Below are 17,885 nucleotides of genomic sequence, written 5' to 3'. Positions count from 1 at the left end.
CAGCGTCAACGCTCCCTGCGGGGCCGGCGTTCCCGCTGGGCAGAGCCGCCTGAGCCCCCTAGCCCACCAGCCCGAAGAGCAGCTGGGGCATGACACTGGTAACGACCAGGGCCGTGCTGCAGAGCAGCAGAGCGGCCAGGTCGGCTCGCCGCAGGCGACGCCCCGCCGGGCGTGCAGCCGTCCCTGAGCCGGCCGCGTCGGGGTCACGCAGCAGCGTGCCGAACCAGCGCAGGTACACGGCGATGCCCAGCACCGCGTTGGCGACCGCCACCAGGGCCAGCCCCCACTGGCTCTCGCCGACCACTGGCCGCAGCACGAACACCTTCGCGACGAGGCCCACGAGGCCCGGTGGGAGTCCTGCCAGCGACAGGAGCGCGAGCCCCAGCGCGGCTCCCAGCAGCGGTCGCGTCCGCAGCAGGCCGGTGTAGCCGACCAACGTCCGGCGGCTCTCCTGGGGACCGTCCAGGGAGCTGGAGGGCCCGAGAATGTGCACGACGACGAAGGCCACCAAGGTCGCGATCACATAGGCCAACAGGTACGCCGCCGCCGCCGGCGCCGAGCCGGGGTTCAGGGCCGCCAGGGGCAGCACCACCCAGCCGGCCTGGGCGACCGTCGACCACGCGAGGAGCCGGACGGGGTCGTCCTGCACGAGAGCGAGGACGTTTCCGAGGGTCATCGACCCGGCAGCGAGCACGCCGACCGCGACGAGGACCAGCGACCCTTCCTGGGCCAGCGGGCGGAGCACGACGAGCAGGGCAGCCAGCGCGGCAACCTTCGAGGTGGCCGCCAGGAACGCCGCGACGGGCTCGGAGCCGCCTGCGTACGCTGCCGGAGTCCAGGCATGGAACGGCACCAGGGAGAGCTTGAAACCGAGACCCGCTACGAGGAGCAGCACGCCGAGGAGGAGCACAGGGCGACGTTCGGAGCTGGCGAGGGCTTGCTGAGCCGCCCCAGATGCGAAGACGGCCTCGCCTGTCGCGACGAGCCACAGCGCCGCACCCAGGGCCACCATGGAGAACGAGACCAGCGACGTGGTGAGCAGGGCCAGCGCCCCTCGACCGGCCGCCCTCGTCCCGCGCAGGGCGACGAGGGCGATGGCGGGAAGCGTGGCGAGCTCGAGACACACCAGCCACGAGCCGAGGTCGTGAGCGGCGGCGACTCCGGCCGCCCCAGCCGTGGCCCCCAGGACCAGGCACACCACGACGGCGGGCCCCCCACGAAGGGCACGACGGTCGTGGTGGCTGGGCCACACGAGGAGCAGCACGACGAGGGCGGACAGCAGGGCCCCCACCTGCAGGGCCCCTGCCACCGCACCGGCCTCGTAGAGGCAGGCGCCTTCTGGCGCCGGCAGGCAGAGGGTTCTCAACGGCCGGTCGCCCGTGGTCGCGATGGCCGGTACGGCGGCTGCCGCCCCGACCAGGAGGGCGACCAGCCCGACGGCTGCATGCACGCGCGTCAGGGCGGGAGCCACCGCGTCGAGTAGCAGGACGAGGATGGCGCCGCCGGCGGGCGCGAGCACGGGAAGCAGGAACGGCCAGTCGACAGCCACCAGGGAGCTCACGGCGCGGCTCCCACGATCGAGGCCACGGCGCCGCCCGTCAGCGCGAGCAGGGGACCGGGGACCACGCCGAGCCCGATCGTCGACACGACGAGCACCGCCACGACCAGCCACTCGCTGCTTCTGGTGTCGGCGATCAGTGGGACGTTCCGGTCGCCCGCCCACACCACCCGGGCCACCCGCAGGGCGTACGCCGCTGCCAGGACGGTCCCCACTGCGGCGACCACCGCGAGCGTCCGGAACAGCGCGAGGGGGCGACCCTCGGCCGACCATGCCGCGTACACACTGAGGAACTCGCCCCAGAAGCCGATGAGCCCGGGCAACCCGAGCGAGGCTGCCAGGCCCACCACGAGAGCGAAGCCGAGGCGTGGAGCCACCTCTCGGACCGCAGCACGGGAGGTCTCGAGGTCCGCGTCGCCCCACCGCTCCTTGAGGCCACCCACCACGACGAAGAGGAGAGCCGAGACGATCCCGTGGGCGACGTTGGCGAACAGCGCCGCCTGGAGACCCGTGCGCGTGCCGCTGGCAAGACCGATGACGACGAACCCCATGTGCGCGACCGAGGAGTAGGCCACCAGCCGTTTGAGGTCCCGCTCGACGAGGCAGGCCAGGCCTCCCCACAGGATCCCCACGGCGCCGAGCACCGCGAGCACCGGCGCCACCCGCGCGAACCCCTCGGGGACGCTCGCCAGGGGCAGCCGGACCAGGCCGTACGTCCCCATCTTCAGCAGTACCGCGGCCAACAGGACCGACCCAGCGGTCGGTGCGGTGGTGTGCGCCGGTGGCAGCCAGGTGTGCACCGGGAAGACAGGCACCTTGACGGCCAGTCCCGCTACCAGCAGGGCGGCGATGACCGCCTGCGTGTGTCCCGGTATGCCGTGCCCTCCCCCGCGCGCCAGGACGTCGAGGTCGGACGTCCCGGCCTTGGCGACCAGGGCCAGGACCCCGACCAGCATGAGGGTCGAGCCGAACGCCGTGTACAGGACGAACCGCGCCCCAGCGCCGGCCCGCTCGGCAGGCCGGTGTGCGTCGCCGTACCGGGTGATGAGGACCCACATCGGCACAAGCACCACTTCGAAGGCCACGAAGAACAGGACGGCGTCCCGGGCGAAGAACGTTGCCAGCGCACCGAACTCGACGAGCAGCAGGCAGGCGTGGAAGGCCGCCGACGTGCCACCTACCGGCGGTCTGTCGGTGGTGTGCACCACCACCGCGACGGTCAGCAGGGCGGTGAGGAGCAGCAGCGGTGCGCTGATGCCGTCCACAGCCAGCTCCCAGCGCAGCCCGAGCGACGGGACCCAGGGCCGGTCCACCGTCGGGCGGACCACGACGGCGGCCACGACGGCGACCAGGGTGACCGCGCTGGCGGTGGTGGCGAGCAGGTTGCTCGCGCGATGCGTCAAGGAGCGACCCGCGGAGAGCAGCCACACGGCCACGGCCGCCGGCACGACGAGGGCGGCGAGGATCACCACAGGAGGACCCCGGCCAGCGTCACCGCGACGACTCCGGCCACGACCCACGTCAGGCCCGAGGCGGCGCGCTCCGCCCGGTGGGCCCGCTGCGCACCGGTGCCGCCCCACCTGGTGGCCGTGGCCGTCCCGCGGACGTAGGCGTCGACCACCTCTCGGTCGAGGAACACCACAAGCCTGGCGAGCGCGAGCACCGGCCTGGCGACAGCCGCCACATACAGCCGGTCCACGCCGAACCCGCGGTCGAAGGAGGTGGCTCGCGATCCAACCAGCCGCGCGGCGGGGTCGCCGTCCGCCGCCCGAGAACGCACTGCCAGTGCTGCCCCCACGACCAGCAGCACGCTGACCAGGGCGAGGAGCCACCCGACGTGCCCACCGGTGTGCACCAGGGGGGTCAGCACGACCAGCCCTCCGACGACCGTGAGGACCGCGAGGACGGTGACAGCCGTTCGCACCGACGCAGGGGCCGAGTCGGCGTCGTGACGTGCGACATCGGCGTTCCGCACGTCGTCGAGCACCAGCCAGGCTCGCATGCAGTAGGCGGCGGTGAGCACTACGGTCAGCAAGGCCGCGACCAGTACCAGCCACGCGCGCGCCTCCCCCTGTGCCGCACCGCGTTCGGCGGCGGAGAGGACATGCTCCTTGGAGACGAAGCCCACGAGGGGCGGCACCCCCGCGAGCGAGAGGAGCCCGACGAACATCGCGGGCCGGATGAAGAGGTGCCCGCGGAGGCCGCCTCGCAGCGACGCCGCGGCGGTGCCTCCCATCCCCACCGCGAGCCAGCCGATGGCCAGGAACAGCAGCGCCTTGAAGAAGGCATGCGAGTAGAGGTGCAGCACACCGGCACCCGGGCCGTCGTGGGGCGGTGCGACCGCCAGGGCCGACAGCATCAGCGCCACCTGGCTCAGCGTGGAGTAGGCCAGCAACCTCTTCAGGTCGCTCTGGCCGAATGCCAGCATGGCGGACCACACCATGGTCACCGCCGTGCTGAGCGCCAGCACCCAGCGGGCGGCGTCGCTCGCGGCGAAGAGGTCGAAGAGCTGGGCGAGGACGAACGTCCCCGCCGCCACCATCGTCGCCGCGTGGATCAGTGCCGAGGCCGGGGTCGGGCCCTCCATGGCGTCCGGCAGCCAGTCGTGGAACGGGACCATCGCGGACTTGCCCAGGACCCCGACCAGTAGCAGCACCATCGGCAGCGTCGTGGGCTGGCCGGAGAACGCCGCCATCACCGCGGGGTAGGCCGTCGAGCCGGTGTGGGCCGCGAGGAGCACTACCCCCAGAACGAAGCCGACGTCGGCGAGTCGCGTGACGAGGAAGGCCTTGTGCGCCGCCCGCCGAGCGGTCTCCTTGCGGCTCCAGTGGCCGATGAGGAGGTAGGAGCACCAGCCCATCACCTCCCAGCCGACGAGGGTAAGGACCAGGTCGGCCGACTGGACCACGAGGAGCATTCCGGCGCAGAAGAGCGAGACGGTGGCGGCGAAGACCCCGTACCGGTCGTCGTCCCGCAGGTACCAGGCGGCGAACGCGTGCACCGCCCAGCCGACCACGGCCACGACGACGGCGATGAGGGCTGCGGGAGCACTCACCTGGAGCTGCAGAGGGATGCGGAGCTCACCGGCCGGCAGTGGCGCCATCAGCCCGACGTGGACCACGTGACCCGAGCCATGTGTCAGCAGCAGCTGCACCAGGGCCGCCGCCAGGGTCACCAACGACCCGGCCTGCGCCACCAGCCGGGACACCTTTCCGTCCGGGCGGCGGGCGACGACGAGGCCAAGCAGGGCCGCCAGGGCGGGGACGAGAACGACCACGCGCACGGTCAGTGCGCTCATGGACCGGGCTCGCTCAGGTCGATGTCACCGCGTCCGCGGAAGACGGCGAGCACGACGGCGAGCGCCACGCAGACCTCCGCGGCTGCGATGGTGATGACGAAGAGGGTCAGGACGTTCCCCGCGGCCCAGCGGTCCCCCGCGGTGGCCCCGACGGCCACGAGGAGCACGTTGGCGGCGTTGAGCACCAGCTCCACCCCGATGAGCACCAGCACGGCGTTTCGCCGGGCGAGGATCCCGAACGTGCCCAGCCCGGCGAGGATCGCGGCGAGCAGGTAGGGCCCGGCGAGATGGATCACGCCCGCTCCCCCGCCGGCTGAGCTGGCAGCTCCCCGGCCGACTGAGCCGTCGGCCTCCCCGCCATCTCCGCCAGCGGCTTCCCCACTGGGTCTCCCGCCGACTCCGCCAGTGTCTGCGCAGCGTCGGGCCCTTGACGATCGGCCATCCGCGACACCGCCAGGGCCGCGACGAGCGCGAGGAGCAGGAGCACGGAGAGGATCTCGAACGGCCAGACCCAGGTGCCGAAGAGCGCGGAGGCCAGGTCACCGGTGGCGGTGCCGGCGCGGCGGCGGGCAGGCCCCGCCAAGGGCAGGAGCGCCGCAGCCACGAGCGTTGTGACGCCTGCGGCCAGGAACGCGGCCAGGACGCGGTGCAGCGGACTGGTGCTGATGTCCGGGTTGGGGCCGATGGGTGCCCGCGTCAGCATCAGGGCGAAGAGCACGAGGACGACCACGGCGCCGACATACACCAAGAGCTGCACCAGGGCGACGAACTCGGCACCGAGCACTAGATAGCAACCGGCGACCGAGCCGAGGCACACCACGAGCCAGAGGGCCGCGTGCACCACATGGCGCGTCGTGACGGCGAGGAGCCCGCTCGCGGATGCCACGACACCCGCCGCGGCGAACGCCACGTCCAACGCCGTCACTTCTGGTCCTCCCCCTCGGGAGGGGGCGTCGGACGCGCCTGCGCCTCGGCTGCGGCCGCCTCGCCGGGGGTGGCGCCGGCGGCCCCCGAGGGCGAGTCGTCGCCCACCGACCGTGTCGGGCGCGCGCGCTCCGCCCGCGCGCCAGCGGTTGCCCGTTCGCCCGTCACCAGCTTCGAAGCACCCCTTGCAGGTCTGGTGGTCGCCGCGATCTCGGCAGGATCGGCGGAGCGCTCGTCCAGGGCTGGGGGTGGCGGGACGGTGGGCATCCACTGGCCCAGTCGGCCCTTCTCGTGGAGCAGGTCCCGGATGTCCAGCTCCGAGTACTCGAACTCGGGGCTCCAGTGCAGCGCGTCGAACGGGCAGACCTCGATACAGATGCCGCAGTACATGCAGAGGCTGAAGTCGATCGCGAACCGGTCGAGAACGTTGCGCTGCCGCTCCCGTCCGCCCGGTGCCGCCGCGGGGATCGTCTCCTTGTGCGAGTCGATGTAGATGCACCAGTCCGGGCACTCGCGAGCGCACAGCATGCACGAGGTGCAGTTCTCCTCCAGCAGGGCGATGACGCCTCGGCTTCGCGGCGGCAGGTGCGGTGGGACGTCCGGATATTCGGCCGTGTGGGTCGGCCTCACCAGCGTCTTCGCCGTCGTGGCAAGACCTTTGAGGATTCCCGGTACGGCGCCGCGCGAGCTGGGCCTCGAGGCTTGGGTCACGCCGTCGTCACCACCCAGAGCCCCGTCAGGGCGAGCTGCCCCAGGGCAAGCGGAACGAGGACGAGCCAGGCGAGCCGCTGCAGCTGGTCCTCGCGCAGGCGCGGCCAGGCGACCCGTAGCCAGATGACGAGGACCGCGACCGCGAAGCCCTTCAGTAGCGTCCACAGCCACCCGAGCACGTCCGAGAACGCTCCGTGCCAGCCACCCAGGTACAGCACGGCGAAGAGCAGCGACATGACGACGATGCCGGCGTACTCGCTGAGCAGGAAGAAGGCGAAGCGCAGCCCGGTGTACTCGGTGTAGGCACCGAACACGATCTCGGAGTCGGCGACCGGCATGTCGAAGGGCGGCCGTTGCAGCTCCGCCACCGCGGACACGAGGAAGACCACTGCCCCGGGAAGCTGCCACAGCAGCCACCATGGACTCCAGGCCCCCGCGATGCCGGTCAGCGACAGGGAGCCTGCAGCCAGGCAGACGGAGGCGACGGCGAGCACCATCGGAAGCTCGTAGGACAGTAGCTGCGCGGCGGCGCGCATCGCCCCGAGCAGGGAGTACTTGTTCGCGCTGGCCCAGCCCGCCATGAGCGTGCCGAGGATGCCCACGGCGGTGACGGCCAGGACGAAGACCGCCGAGCCGGGCGCGGCGGCCGCCACCAGGTGCGGGGAGAGCGGGATGGCCGCCAGGGCAACGAGATACGGCACCAGGGCGACGGCCGGGGCCACCCGGAACACCCAACGGTCCGCCGCGGCCGGGGTGATGTCCTCCTTCTGCACGAACTTGACCCCGTCGGCCACGAGCTGCGCCCACCCGTGGAAGCCGCCGGCATACATGGGCCCCAAGCGGCCCTGCATGTGGGCCATCACCTTGTGCTCCGTCTGGCCGACCAGCAGCGGCAGGACGAGGAAGGCGACGAGGACGGCCAGCGCGCGAAGGGTCACCTCGATGGGCTGGCTCACCGCGGCCCCCACTGCGGGTCGGGGACTCCGGGTGCCGAGACGCGGCGGCGACCTGTGGGTCTGGCGTGCTCGCTCTCCCCCGGCTCCTTGGCTCCAGGCCAGGGCTTCGAGGCGCGGGCTGCCAGGACGAAGGACTTGCGCAAGGGGGTGCCTTCGAAGCCGTCCGGGAGCAGGAGTGGGCGGAGCCCGAGCTCGGTCCCGTCATCGAACCCGTCGAAGTGGAGCCCGAACATCTCGTGCGTCTCGCGCTCGTGCCAGGCGGCGCCGCGAAAGAGCGTGGTGATGCTGGCCAGCGGCTGGCCTTCCGGCACGCGGGTCACCAGCATGAGCCGCCGCAGGGACCCTGGCCTCGAGGTGTCCAGGAGGTGGCACACCACGTCCAGACCGGGCTCCTCCGAGTCGTCGCTCTGGTCCACAGCGGTCAGCCAGTCGAAGAACCGGTACCCGCTCGCGCGGGCCGCCGCGACGACCTCCGGCCAAGCCTCGGCCGGCACCTGCCGGCGCTCGAGCGTCACGGCGTCCCCCCTCCGCGCGTCGGCGGAGGCACCAGGGGACGGCTGACCTCCGCTGCCGAGGCGGTGCGGTGCGCGGCATACTTGGCGCGAACTCCCTTGGTGGTCAACGACTCAGCGGCGATCTTCTCCTGGAGCTTCAGGATCCCCTGGAGAAGCGCCTCCGGGCGCGGGGGGCACCCGGGCACGTACACGTCCACAGGGACGATCGTGTCCACGCCCTTGGTGACGCAGTAGGAGTCCCAGTACGGCCCACCGGAGTTGGAGCAGGCGCCGAACGAGATGACGTACTTCGGCTCGGGCATCTGGTCGTACAGGCGTCGCACGGCGGGGGCCATCTTGTCCGTCACGGTGCCGGAGACGACCATCAGGTCGGCCTGACGCGGCCCCGGCGCGAAGGGGATCACGCCGAGCCGAATGAAGTCGTGACGCGCCATCGAGGCGGCGATGAACTCGATGGCGCAGCAGGCCAGCCCGAAGTTGAACACCCACAAGGAGTACCGGCGACCCCAGTTCAGGACGACCTTGATGGGCTGCGGTGCGACGTCGTGCGCGGGCCCGAGCCGGGGCATCGGAAGCTGCACGGGCGCCATCAGAGCCACCTCAGCAGGCCACGGCGCGCCGCATGGACCAGCCCGACGACCAGCACACCGATGAAGAGAGCCATCTCGACCAGGGAAGCACGTCCGAGCCCGGACGTCCGCAGGACCAGGGCCCAGGGGAAGAGGTAGACGGCATCCACGGCGAAGATCACGTAGAGGAAGGCATACACGAAGTAGCGGATCTGCGTCTGGGCCCAGCCGCTGCCGACCGGGTCGACTCCGGACTCGTATGTCGTGAGCTTCGCGCGCGTCGGAGCGCGCGGCGCGAGGAGCCTGCGCGCTCCCATGGCAGCCACGAACAACAGGAGGCCGACGAGGACCACTGCTGCGATGACGACGTAGGGCGGCACGGTTGGCAGCCTAGTGGCCCGCCCCGACGGCGGCGCGGGGCGCGCGTCCACCCGGCGAAGCCAGCGGCCAGGGTGGGCATGGCATGTGACGGTGTGGGGCCACCCTGGACCAACGAGCCGTTGACTTCGAACGTATGTTCGAATACCCTGGAGCTATGACCGCCGCTGTTCTTGTCGCAACACCGCCGTTGGCGGTGCTCGATGGAGTGCGCCTCCTCCACGGCGTCCTCGACAGGATGGGCGATGGTCGCGGCGGCCGAGGGTCGACCTCCGTGGGCCGCGCTATCGCGGAGGTGGACAGGGCCATCAGGCGGCTTCAGGGGCTCCGCCTGTCGGTCGTGGCGGCTGCCGACGAGATCGATGTAGCGGGCGACTCGGGCATGACGGGCACGGGCGCGTGGCTCGCGGCACACACCCGCGCCGACGGATCCGCGGCAGCGGCGGACGTTCGGTTGGCGACTGCACTGGAGGAGGACCTGCCCGCGACGCGGTCTGCGCTGGCGGCAGGCGACGTCTCGACCGAGCACGCGGCCGTGATCGCTGCTGCTACGAAGCAGCTCCCCGCGGGCCTCTCCCCGGACGAGACGAGGGCGATCGAGGCCGCCTTGGTGGCTCGGGCGAAGCTCGTCGACCCCGGCACCCTTCGCAAGTCAGCGCGCCGGGCGCTGTCCGTCGCCCAGCGATCCACGGCAGCTGTCGACGCTCACGAGGACTCCGTATTGCGGTCCCAGGACGAGGCTGCATGGAGCAGGACCCGGCTCACGATGCACGACCACCCTGACGGCACGACCACGGGGCACTTCACCGTGCCCACCCTCGCCGCGGCCATCCTCCGCAAGACCGTCCAGCAGATGGCGTCGCCCCGGCGGTTCGCCGACCGAGCGGCTGCCGCCGGCGCCACGACAGCCGCGACCCAGCGAGCAGCCTTCGCCGAGGTGCACTGGGCTCAGCGGTACGGCCAGGCTTTCGTGGACCTGCTCGAGCACCTGCCTACCGACCGGCTCTCCGGCAAGGTGGCCGCCACAGTGGTGGTCACCGTCGAGCACGACCGTCTCAGGGAGCAGCTGGGAGCCGCCCATCTCGACACGGGTCAAGACGTGTCGGCCGGTACCGCCCGCCGCCTGGCCTGCAACGCGGGACTCCTGCCTGCTGTCCTCGGCCGCCGGTCGCTGCCCCTGGACCTCGGCCGCGCAGAGCGCTTCTTCACCGAAGCGCAGCGCGTCGCCCTGGCCACGGCCTACGACACCTGCGCCGCCTCCGGATGCGACCGCCCTTACGCCTGGTCGGAGCTGCACCACCACGCATCCTGGTCCGAGGGCGGAGGCACTGACCTCGACAACGCCATTCCGCTCTGCGGCCATCACCACCGGCGCATCCACGACCGTGGCTACCACCATCGCGTCGCGCTCGACGAACGCGGCACCAAGACCGTCAGCTACAGCAGACGCACCTAAACAGCGACACGCACCGTATGAGCTGGCCCCGCTCGAGGGCCGGTGTTGGGCTGCCCCCGGCTCGTGGGCCCGGCCGGCGTTCGGCCGTCGTGTCGCACGTCGCTCCTGCCGTGGCGGCAGACTACGTCGCCCCACGCCCGCCGCGCGCCGACGCCCGCTCCGCGCCGACGCCCGCTCCGCGTCGACGCCCGCTCCGCGTCGACGCCCGCTCCGCGTCGACTGGGCGTTCGGCCGCCCGCCAGTCCGCCACTGTGCCATCCTCGGGAACGCCCGAAGAGACGGTCTGGGGAGAGGTGGGAAGCGTGGACCTTGCGGCTACTGGTGCAGGGGCCGGCGCTGGTGCGCTGCTGGCGCGGTGGTGGTGGGTCATCGCCCTGGTCTTGGCATTCGCCGCGGTGTACCGGTTCGGCGCTGGGAAGTCGGCAGCATCACCCGCAGGCTACGGGTGTCTCGTCGCCGTGGTGATCACGACGGTGTTCCTCGCCGTGGTCGTGTTCTGACCGGTACCGCAGCGACCGGCCAAGAGCTACTCGTCCTCGAGTCCGCGAGCTCAGGCATCGACGGTGCCTCCGGAACGCCAGTACACGCCGTGGCGGCGGTCGAGGAACCCCTCCTCAACGAGGTACCGGCGCAGTGCGGCGACGTCGTCGTGGAATGCGCGGAGCGTGTTGTTGACCTCGGTCTCCTCGTAGGTGCGACCGATCTCGAAGCGCTGCGCGATGAGGTTGAGGACCACGAGCCGTTTGCGGATCCTCGTCGGGATGGCGCTGAGGCTTCCGTCCGGGCGGACGAAGGCGCGCAGCACGGCTTCCTGGTCGCGCAAGGCGTCATCGAGGGCTGGCCGATCCATGGGTCGACGGTAGCCAACCAGCCCCTAGGTTGGCCACGCGCTTGGACGGCACCGTTCCGGTGCCGACGCCACGCCGGCGGCGTCGCCTGAGCGCGCCGTTGGGAATGCCGTCTGGCGGGGGTAGCGGAGATGAAACGCTCGCGAAACACTGCCTTGGTCTACTGGGCGCCCCTGCGCCCGGTCCGAGGAGGCCCCGATGCACCTGTCCCCCGCGGACACCGAGAAGCTGCTCCTGTCCGTGGCGGGCATGGTCGCTCGGGACCGGCTGTCCCGTGGCGTCCGGCTCAACCATCCGGAGACCGTTGCGCTGCTGTCCACGTGGGTCATCGAGCGCGCGCGGGAGGGTGCCCTCGTGGCGGATCTGATGGAGGAGGGTCGCAGCGTGCTGAGCCGTGACCAGGTGATGGACGGCGTGCCGGAGATGCTTCCGGACGTTCAGGTCGAGGCCACCTTCCCGGACGGTCGCAAGCTCGTGACGCTCCACCACCCGATCGCCTGAACACGATGTCGGGGAGCAGGAGATGTCGATGAGCAGCACTACCTCGGGACCAGGCGCGGTCCGCGTGAGGCCCGGAACCGTCACCATCAACGCCGACCGTGGCGCCGACGAGCGGCTCAACCTCATCATCCTCAACGGCGGTGACCGCCCCGTGCAGATCGGCTCGCACCTGCATCTGCCGGACAGCAACCCGGCTCTGGAGTTCGACCGCGCTGCGGCGCACGGGTTCCGCCTGGACATCCCGAGCGGGACGTCGCTGCGCTTCGAGCCAGGCGTCAGCCGTGAGGTGGCCGCCGTGGCGCTGAGGGGCCGGCGACGCGTCCCGGGGCTCCAGCTCGGAGACCGCGGCAAGGAGGGTTCTCTCGATGGCTGAGCTCGACCGGGAGCGGTACGCCGCGCTGTACGGACCGACGACCGGAGACCAGGTCCGGCTCGGCGACACCGACCTCTGGGTCGAGGTGGAGGACGACCTGACCTTTGGCGGCGAGGAAGCAGTGTTCGGAGGCGGGAAGTCGATCCGCGAGTCGATGGCCCAGGGCGTGCGCACCAACGCCGACGGCGCCCTGGACACGGTCATCACCAACGCGGTCGTCCTCGACCACTGGGGCGTCGTCCGCGCAGACGTCGGCATCCGTCGGGGGCGGATCGTGGCTCTGGGCCGCAGCGGCAACCCCGACATCGCCGACGGCGTCCATCCCGACCTCGAGATCGGACCGGGCACGGACGTCATCTCGGGCGAGGGCCGCATCCTTACCGCCGGCGCGGTGGACCTGCACGTCCACTTCCTCTCGACCAGCCAGGTGCACGAGGCGCTGGCCGCTGGCGTGACCACTCTCGGGGGCGGCGGTACCGGACCCAGCGAGGGGTCGAAGGCCACCACCGTCACTCCGGGTCCGTGGCACCTCCAGTCGGTGCTGCGAGGCCTGGACCACCTGCCGGTGAACGTGCTGCTCATGGGCAAGGGGAACACCGTCAGCGCCGCGGCTCTGCGCGAGCAGGCGCTCGCGGGCGCCGCGGCATACAAGGTGCACGAGGACTGGGGCAGCACCCCCGCTGCCATCGACGCCGCGCTGCGTGCGGCCGACGAGCTGGGCCTGCAGGTGACGCTGCACAGCGACAGCCTCAACGAGGCCGGCTACGTCGAGTCGACCCTGCGCGCGATCGCCGGTCGGAGCATCCACGCGTTCCACACGGAAGGGGCGGGCGGTGGGCACGCACCCGACATCATCACGATCGCCAGCCATGCCAACGTCCTACCGGGCTCCACCAACCCGACACTGCCTCACACGGTCAACACGGTCGCCGAGCACCTGGACATGCTCATGGTCTGCCACCACCTCAACCCCGCCGTCCCCGAGGACCTGGCCTTCGCCGAGTCGCGGATCCGGGCCACGACCATCGCCGCCGAAGACCTGCTGCACGACCTCGGTGCGCTGTCCATGACGAGCTCGGACGCCCAGGCCATGGGGCGGATCGGCGAGGTGGTGACTCGGACGTGGCAGGTGGCGCATGTCATGAAGGCGCGGTACGGACCGCTCGGCGGGAACGGTCCGGCGGACAACGAGCGGGCACGGCGCTACATCGCGAAGTACACGATCAACCCGGCGGTCGCGCACGGCATCGACCACGAGGTCGGGTCGGTGGAGGGCGGAAAGCTCGCCGACCTGGTGCTGTGGGACCCGAAGCTCTTCGGGTGGCGCCCCGACCTCGTCATCAAGGCGGGCGCGATCGTGTATGCCGCGCTCGGGGACCCGAACGCGTCGATCCCGACCCCGCAGCCCGTCCTGATGCGTCCCGCCCTGGTGGGAGAAGGGCTGGCGGGAGGCGACCACGCGGTGGCCTTCGTCGCGCCTGCAGCCCTCGAGGACGGCCTCGCCGAGCGGCTCGGACTGCGCCGAGACCTGGTCGCCGTCCGGCCGACCCGGGACGTCGGGAAAGCGCAGATGGTGAACAACGACGCCACGCCGCGGATCGAGGTCGACCCCGAGTCCTTCGAGATCGACATCGAAGGCGAGCGCGTCGTCCCGGCACCGGTCGCTGAGCTGCCCCTCGCCCAGCGCTACTCGCTCTTCTGACGACGAACTGGGCGATCTGATGGTGACGGACGAACTGATGGCGACGGACGAACTGATGGCCACCTGATGGCCGTGGTGCACCCCGAGCTCGCCGCCCTCCTGCTGGCCGACGGACGGTTACCCGTGGGTGGCCACACGCAGTCCTCCGGCCTGGAGCCGGCCTTGCTCGCCGGGATGTCAGCGCAGCGGGTTCCGGAGCTCATCGGTACCCGGCTCCGGACCACCGTCACGGTCGACGCGGCAGTCGCCGTGGTGGCCAGGCACCACGTCCTGAGCGGCCTCTGCCTAGCAGCAGTCCAGGACGCCTGGGCCGCCCGCACGCCGAGCGAGGTGACGCGGGCGGCCTCGGTTGCTGTCGGCCGTGGACATCGCCGACTTCTCCTGCGGATGTGGCCTGACACGCTCTCGTCGGACGCAGTGCGAGAGCTGCGCGCTCCGTCCAGGCCGGTGGCGGTAGGAGCGGTCGCCGCCGCGGCCGGACTCGACCCCTGGGCGACGGCCCGCCTCGTCGCCTACGACGACGTGCAGGCCCTGTGCGCCGCGGCGCTCAAGCTTTGCCCACTCGACCCGCTCGACACCACGGAGTGGCTGCTCGCTGCGGGTTCGGCGATCGAGGTGATGGTGGCGTCCGTCGCCCAGCTCACTGCCCCTGAAGCCATCCCCGCTCCCAGCGCGCCACTGCTCGAGGCCTGGCAGCACCATCACCCCGACCATCCCCGGAGGCTCTTCAGTGCCTGACGCATCCCCTTCTCACAGCCCCGAGAGCCCGGGAAGCTCCATCAGCCCGCGGAAGCCCCAAAGCCCCGGCATCGCCGCCGGCCCCAGCGGCCACCCCTCGGACGGCGCGCCGGCGCCAGCTGCCGTCCGCGCACTGCGCGTCGGCGTCGCCGGGCCGGTCGGCACGGGCAAGTCGTCGTTGATCGCCCTCCTGTGCCGCGAGCTGAGCGAGGAGCTCCAGCTCGCCGTCGTGACGAACGACGTCTACACCGACGAGGATGCCCGCATGCTGCGGGCGGCGGGCGTGCTGGACCCCGACCGCATCAGGGCCGTCGAGACCGGCGCGTGTCCACACACGGCCATCCGGGACGACGTGACCGCCAACCTGCTCGCCGTCGAGGACCTGGAGCACGACTTCGAACCCCTCGACGTCGTCCTCGTGGAGTCAGGTGGCGACAACCTCACCGCGACGTTCTCGCCGGCCTTGGTGGACGCGCAGGTCTTCGTCCTGGATGTCGCGGGCGGCGGAGATGTGGTTCGCAAGGGCGGTCCCGGCATCGCCCGTGCGGACCTGCTGGTCGTGAACAAGACGGACCTCGCGCCCTACGTCGGGGTCGACGCGGCGCTCATGGCCCGCGAAGGCGCTCAGGTCCGCGACGGCCGTCCTGTCATCCCCCTCTCGCGCAGCGACGCGGCCTCCGTGGATGCCCTTTGCGCCTGGCTCAGGACGACGCTGGTCGCCCACCGAGCGGGGTCGCACACCCCTGAGGATCCGGGGCCCATGGCGCCTCATCACCATGCCGCCGGGCGGGCCCCTGCCGAGGGGCGGAGCCATACCCATGGACCAGCCGATACCCACGACGGCGGCGACGGTGTCCATGGGCACTGACCCGGAGCGGAGCGGACCGGTCACCCACGCCACGCGCGCGGGACGGACCACTCGGGTCGGTGTATGGCCGACGCGCACGGGCCCGCCTCGCCTGGAGCTGACGGCGGCGCTGCTCGCGCCTCGGGTCGTCAGGGTGGGCGGCGGGTGGGCGCACGTGGCGCTCGTGGCGACGACAGCCACGCTGCTCGGCGGGGATGAGCTGCGCCTGGACGTGGAGGTCGGTCCAGGGCTGCGCCTGGAGCTGCAGGACGTTGCGGGCACGGTGGCCTACCACGGTCGCGGTCGGTCGTGCCGGATCGACGCCCACCTCCGCGTGCATGAGGGGTCGGTCCTCACCTGGTCGGGCGAACCGCTCGTGGTCGCGGAAGGCGCCGAGGTCACGAGGTCTGTGCGCGCCGAGGTGGCAGGCGGTGGCCGTCTGCTCGTGCGCGACCAGGTGGCCCTCGGCCGCGCCGGTGAGAGAGGCGGTGACCTGCGCTGCCGGACCGACATCTCGTATGCGGGTCGGCCCGCCCTGGTGGAGGAGCTCGACCTCCGGTCCACCGCTGCCGAGGGCGCCGTGGCCGGGACGGCGCGCGCCTATGCGGTCGGGCCGCCCGACGGCGCCGGGGTCGTTCATGACGTCGGCGACCGGGTCGCTCTGGTGGGCATGGCGCGGGTCGTGGACACGGTGACCGCGGTGGGCTGGCGACCCGTCGCGGCTGTCGGGGGAACTGCTGTCGTGGCCACCGCTGTCGGGGCCGCCGCTGTCGGGGCCACCGCTGTCGGGGCCGCCGCGCGGGCCGACGCCGGAGGGCCGCCCACGGTCTTCTCGCTCGGGGTGCCGGGGGCGGTGGCGCGGACCCTCTCCTGCGCGGCGCACGAGACGTCGATGCCTCGGCTCTGGGCCGGGTGGGTCGCCCAGGTCAGCCGTGACGTCAGCGGTAGCGCCTCGGCGCCAGCCTGATCGGAACGCCCTAGGTTCAGTCCCCCTCGTCCAGGGACCGCAGCGGCCGGACCGCGGGCCCGTGCAGCACGGCGCCGTCGACGTCGAAGCGGGAGCCGTGGCACGGGCAGTCCCACGACCGCTCGGCGTCGTTGAACGACACGACGCAACCCATGTGGGTGCACCGGGCCTCCACCGTATGCAGCGCGCCGTCGTCATCGCGGTAGACCCCCAGCACCCGGGTCCCGTCACGTCCGACGCGAGCCTCCCCCGGATGGAGTGATCCCGGGTCGGAGGCGCCCGTGACGGCCTTGGCGTAGCCGCCCACCAGATGCCCCGCCACGGCGACGTTGTCCTTGACCAGTCCGGGGACCTGGTCCAGCGCGGCTCGGCCCGGGTCGAAGAGGGCCGCCCGATCCTCGTCGGCCCTACCCAGGACCAGGTCGGCCACGAGCCGGCCGGCGGCCGTGCCGCCGGTCATGCCCCAGAGGTTGAAGCCCGTCGCGACCCACAGATGCGAGGAGCCGGGGTGGTAGGACCCGGCATACGGCACGGCGTCGGGTGTCTGGAGGTCGTGCGCTGACCAGCGGTGGGTGAGCTCGTCCACACCGAAGTGGTCCGCCGCGAACTGCGCGAGGACGGCGTACCGGCGCTCCACGTCGGACACCGATCCGGTGCGGTAGTTCTCGCCACCCAGCAGGAGCCGTAGGCTGCCGTCGTCGCCGGGTACCGTCCGGATCGACCGCGAGCTGCTGGTGCAGAGGAACATGCCGTCCGGCGCCCGGGCCGGGTCCACCCGTCCGCTCACGACCAGGTCGCGGACCGGGGCGAGCCTGGCGAAGTAGCCACCCCGGTCGAGGATCGGGAAGTGCGTCGCCACCACGATGTCGGACGCCGACACCTCGCCCAGCTCAGTGACGACGGTCGTCCCGTCGGGGCTCGCGCCCCCGACGCGCACCCCTTCGAGGATCTCGCCACCGGCTGCCTCCACGCGTTCCGCAAGGTGGAGCAGCCAGCGCCGCGGGTGGAACTGCGCCTGGTCCTCCATCCGCAGCGCCGCTGCCACAGGGAACGGCAGAGGGGTGTCGTCGACGACGGCGGTACGCAGCCCCGCCTCCGTGCACGCGCGAGACTCCGTCTCGTAGGTCTCGCGGTCCTGGGGAAGCTCGGTGTAGAGGTAGCTCGGCCGGCGCTCCCAGGCGCAGTCCACGTCGTGGCTGAGCACCTGCGACTCGACCCACTCCAGGGCCTCCACCTGGGCGGCGGCGTACTCGGCTGCCCCGGCCCTTCCCTTGCGCCTGAGCAGCCGGTCGTAGCGCAGGCCGTGCTGCGCCGAGACCTTGGCCGTCGTGTTGCCGCTCACGCCGGCCGCCACCGTAGCCGCCTCCAGGACCACGACGTGTCGGCCTGCCTCCGCCAGCAGGCAGGCGGCTGTCAGGCCGGCGATCCCGGCACCGACGACCACCACGTCGGCCCTGCTCGGCACGACGGCGCTACGCCGATCGGGAGAGGGCGCGGTGTCGACCCACAGGGACAGGGGCGCGGGCAGGACCATGGCGGTTCCT

Annotated in this window: 20 protein-coding genes; 8 read left to right on the top strand and 12 right to left on the bottom strand. The window is 72.0% G+C overall.

What is annotated here, in order from left to right:
- Window positions 1-58: 58 nt before the first annotated feature.
- Genes PHA84_RS06915 through PHA84_RS06870 form a run of 10 tightly spaced genes read right to left on the bottom strand, consistent with a single transcriptional unit; the run spans window position 59 to window position 8,911 of the window.
- Window positions 59-1,561 carry a proton-conducting transporter transmembrane domain-containing protein gene (locus PHA84_RS06915; protein WP_270887367.1) on the bottom strand — a complete coding sequence of 501 codons (1,503 nt, stop codon included), beginning with the start codon at window positions 1,559-1,561 and terminating at the stop codon, window positions 59-61.
- The gene (locus PHA84_RS06910; RefSeq protein ID WP_270887366.1) at window positions 1,558-3,030 is read right to left on the bottom strand and encodes a complex I subunit 4 family protein; all 1,473 of its coding nucleotides are present in this window, start codon (window positions 3,028-3,030) and stop codon (window positions 1,558-1,560) included. Before PHA84_RS06910 ends, PHA84_RS06915 begins: the two co-directional genes overlap by 4 nt.
- Window positions 3,024-4,856 carry an NADH-quinone oxidoreductase subunit 5 family protein gene (locus PHA84_RS06905; RefSeq protein ID WP_270887365.1) on the bottom strand — a complete coding sequence of 611 codons (1,833 nt, stop codon included), beginning with the start codon at window positions 4,854-4,856 and terminating at the stop codon, window positions 3,024-3,026. The genes PHA84_RS06910 and PHA84_RS06905 overlap by 7 nt, the downstream gene beginning before the upstream one ends.
- Window positions 4,853-5,152 (bottom strand): NADH-quinone oxidoreductase subunit NuoK, encoded by a 300-nt coding sequence (gene nuoK, locus PHA84_RS06900; protein WP_270887364.1) that lies wholly within the window; start codon window positions 5,150-5,152, stop codon window positions 4,853-4,855. The genes PHA84_RS06905 and nuoK overlap by 4 nt, the downstream gene beginning before the upstream one ends.
- The gene (locus tag PHA84_RS06895) at window positions 5,149-5,781 is read right to left on the bottom strand and encodes an NADH-quinone oxidoreductase subunit J (RefSeq protein ID WP_270887363.1); all 633 of its coding nucleotides are present in this window, start codon (window positions 5,779-5,781) and stop codon (window positions 5,149-5,151) included. The genes nuoK and PHA84_RS06895 overlap by 4 nt, the downstream gene beginning before the upstream one ends.
- The gene (locus PHA84_RS06890; protein ID WP_270887362.1) at window positions 5,778-6,491 is read right to left on the bottom strand and encodes a NuoI/complex I 23 kDa subunit family protein; all 714 of its coding nucleotides are present in this window, start codon (window positions 6,489-6,491) and stop codon (window positions 5,778-5,780) included. Before PHA84_RS06890 ends, PHA84_RS06895 begins: the two co-directional genes overlap by 4 nt.
- Window positions 6,488-7,447 carry a complex I subunit 1/NuoH family protein gene (locus PHA84_RS06885; RefSeq protein WP_270887361.1) on the bottom strand — a complete coding sequence of 320 codons (960 nt, stop codon included), beginning with the start codon at window positions 7,445-7,447 and terminating at the stop codon, window positions 6,488-6,490. The genes PHA84_RS06890 and PHA84_RS06885 overlap by 4 nt, the downstream gene beginning before the upstream one ends.
- On the bottom strand, window positions 7,444-7,962 hold the full coding sequence (locus PHA84_RS06880; RefSeq protein ID WP_270887360.1) for an NADH-quinone oxidoreductase subunit C: 519 nt from the start codon (window positions 7,960-7,962) through the stop codon (window positions 7,444-7,446). The genes PHA84_RS06885 and PHA84_RS06880 overlap by 4 nt, the downstream gene beginning before the upstream one ends.
- Window positions 7,959-8,552: an NADH-quinone oxidoreductase subunit B gene (locus PHA84_RS06875; RefSeq protein WP_270887359.1), complete on the bottom strand. Its 594-nt coding sequence runs from the start codon at window positions 8,550-8,552 to the stop codon at window positions 7,959-7,961. Before PHA84_RS06875 ends, PHA84_RS06880 begins: the two co-directional genes overlap by 4 nt.
- Entirely contained in the window at window positions 8,552-8,911 is a 360-nt protein-coding gene (locus PHA84_RS06870) for an NADH-quinone oxidoreductase subunit A (protein ID WP_270887358.1), read from the bottom strand. The genes PHA84_RS06875 and PHA84_RS06870 overlap by 1 nt, the downstream gene beginning before the upstream one ends.
- Window positions 8,912-9,066: 155 nt before the next feature.
- On the opposite strand from PHA84_RS06870, the gene PHA84_RS06865 reads away from it, so the two are divergent.
- Window positions 9,067-10,365 (top strand): HNH endonuclease signature motif containing protein, encoded by a 1,299-nt coding sequence (locus PHA84_RS06865; RefSeq protein ID WP_270887357.1) that lies wholly within the window; start codon window positions 9,067-9,069, stop codon window positions 10,363-10,365.
- Between the two features lie 302 nt (window positions 10,366-10,667).
- Window positions 10,668-10,865 (top strand): hypothetical protein, encoded by a 198-nt coding sequence (locus tag PHA84_RS06860; RefSeq protein WP_270887356.1) that lies wholly within the window; start codon window positions 10,668-10,670, stop codon window positions 10,863-10,865.
- Window positions 10,866-10,915: 50 nt separating this feature from the next.
- Here PHA84_RS06860 and PHA84_RS06855 read toward each other — a convergent pair whose 3' ends face one another.
- Complete coding sequence (locus PHA84_RS06855; RefSeq protein ID WP_270887355.1) at window positions 10,916-11,215, bottom strand: DUF2087 domain-containing protein; 300 nt, start codon at window positions 11,213-11,215, stop codon at window positions 10,916-10,918.
- Window positions 11,216-11,411: 196 nt separating this feature from the next.
- On the opposite strand from PHA84_RS06855, the gene PHA84_RS06850 reads away from it, so the two are divergent.
- From PHA84_RS06850 to PHA84_RS06825, 6 genes are all read left to right on the top strand, one after another.
- A complete protein-coding gene (locus tag PHA84_RS06850; protein WP_270887354.1) occupies window positions 11,412-11,714 on the top strand; it encodes an urease subunit gamma in 303 nt (100 codons plus the stop codon).
- Window positions 11,715-11,742: 28 nt separating this feature from the next.
- The gene (gene ureB / locus PHA84_RS06845; RefSeq protein ID WP_270887353.1) at window positions 11,743-12,087 is read left to right on the top strand and encodes an urease subunit beta; all 345 of its coding nucleotides are present in this window, start codon (window positions 11,743-11,745) and stop codon (window positions 12,085-12,087) included.
- On the top strand, window positions 12,080-13,789 hold the full coding sequence (locus PHA84_RS06840; RefSeq protein WP_270887352.1) for an urease subunit alpha: 1,710 nt from the start codon (window positions 12,080-12,082) through the stop codon (window positions 13,787-13,789). Before ureB ends, PHA84_RS06840 begins: the two co-directional genes overlap by 8 nt.
- Before the next feature lie 66 nt (window positions 13,790-13,855).
- A complete protein-coding gene (locus tag PHA84_RS06835; RefSeq protein ID WP_270887351.1) occupies window positions 13,856-14,527 on the top strand; it encodes an urease accessory protein UreF in 672 nt (223 codons plus the stop codon).
- A gap of 70 nt (window positions 14,528-14,597) precedes the next feature.
- Complete coding sequence (gene ureG / locus PHA84_RS06830; protein ID WP_270887531.1) at window positions 14,598-15,395, top strand: urease accessory protein UreG; 798 nt, start codon at window positions 14,598-14,600, stop codon at window positions 15,393-15,395.
- Window positions 15,346-16,341: an urease accessory protein UreD gene (locus PHA84_RS06825; protein ID WP_270887350.1), complete on the top strand. Its 996-nt coding sequence runs from the start codon at window positions 15,346-15,348 to the stop codon at window positions 16,339-16,341. The genes ureG and PHA84_RS06825 overlap by 50 nt, the downstream gene beginning before the upstream one ends.
- A gap of 16 nt (window positions 16,342-16,357) precedes the next feature.
- Here PHA84_RS06825 and PHA84_RS06820 read toward each other — a convergent pair whose 3' ends face one another.
- Window positions 16,358-17,875, bottom strand: coding sequence for an FAD-dependent oxidoreductase (locus PHA84_RS06820; RefSeq protein WP_270887349.1), 1,518 nt, complete (start codon window positions 17,873-17,875; stop codon window positions 16,358-16,360).
- Between the last annotated feature and the right edge of the window lie 10 nt (window positions 17,876-17,885).

The organism is Pedococcus sp. 5OH_020 (genome assembly GCF_027812955.1).
Lineage (GTDB): Bacteria > Actinomycetota > Actinomycetes > Actinomycetales > Dermatophilaceae > Pedococcus.
Note: the sequence above shows the minus strand (reverse complement) of the source record. Positions and strands in the feature narration are given on the sequence as shown.

Coding starts and splice junctions, on each gene's coding strand:
- PHA84_RS06905 (WP_270887365.1), bottom strand. CDS start 4,856: ATGAGCGCACTGACCGTGCGCGTGGTCGTTCTCGTCCCCGCCCTGGCG.
- PHA84_RS06825 (WP_270887350.1), top strand. CDS start 15,346: ATGGACCAGCCGATACCCACGACGGCGGCGACGGTGTCCATGGGCACT.
- PHA84_RS06840 (WP_270887352.1), top strand. CDS start 12,080: ATGGCTGAGCTCGACCGGGAGCGGTACGCCGCGCTGTACGGACCGACG.
- PHA84_RS06835 (WP_270887351.1), top strand. CDS start 13,856: ATGGCCGTGGTGCACCCCGAGCTCGCCGCCCTCCTGCTGGCCGACGGA.
- PHA84_RS06865 (WP_270887357.1), top strand. CDS start 9,067: ATGACCGCCGCTGTTCTTGTCGCAACACCGCCGTTGGCGGTGCTCGAT.
- PHA84_RS06820 (WP_270887349.1), bottom strand. CDS start 17,875: ATGGTCCTGCCCGCGCCCCTGTCCCTGTGGGTCGACACCGCGCCCTCT.
- PHA84_RS06875 (WP_270887359.1), bottom strand. CDS start 8,552: ATGGCGCCCGTGCAGCTTCCGATGCCCCGGCTCGGGCCCGCGCACGAC.
- PHA84_RS06850 (WP_270887354.1), top strand. CDS start 11,412: ATGCACCTGTCCCCCGCGGACACCGAGAAGCTGCTCCTGTCCGTGGCG.
- ureB (WP_270887353.1), top strand. CDS start 11,743: ATGAGCAGCACTACCTCGGGACCAGGCGCGGTCCGCGTGAGGCCCGGA.
- PHA84_RS06855 (WP_270887355.1), bottom strand. CDS start 11,215: ATGGATCGGCCAGCCCTCGATGACGCCTTGCGCGACCAGGAAGCCGTG.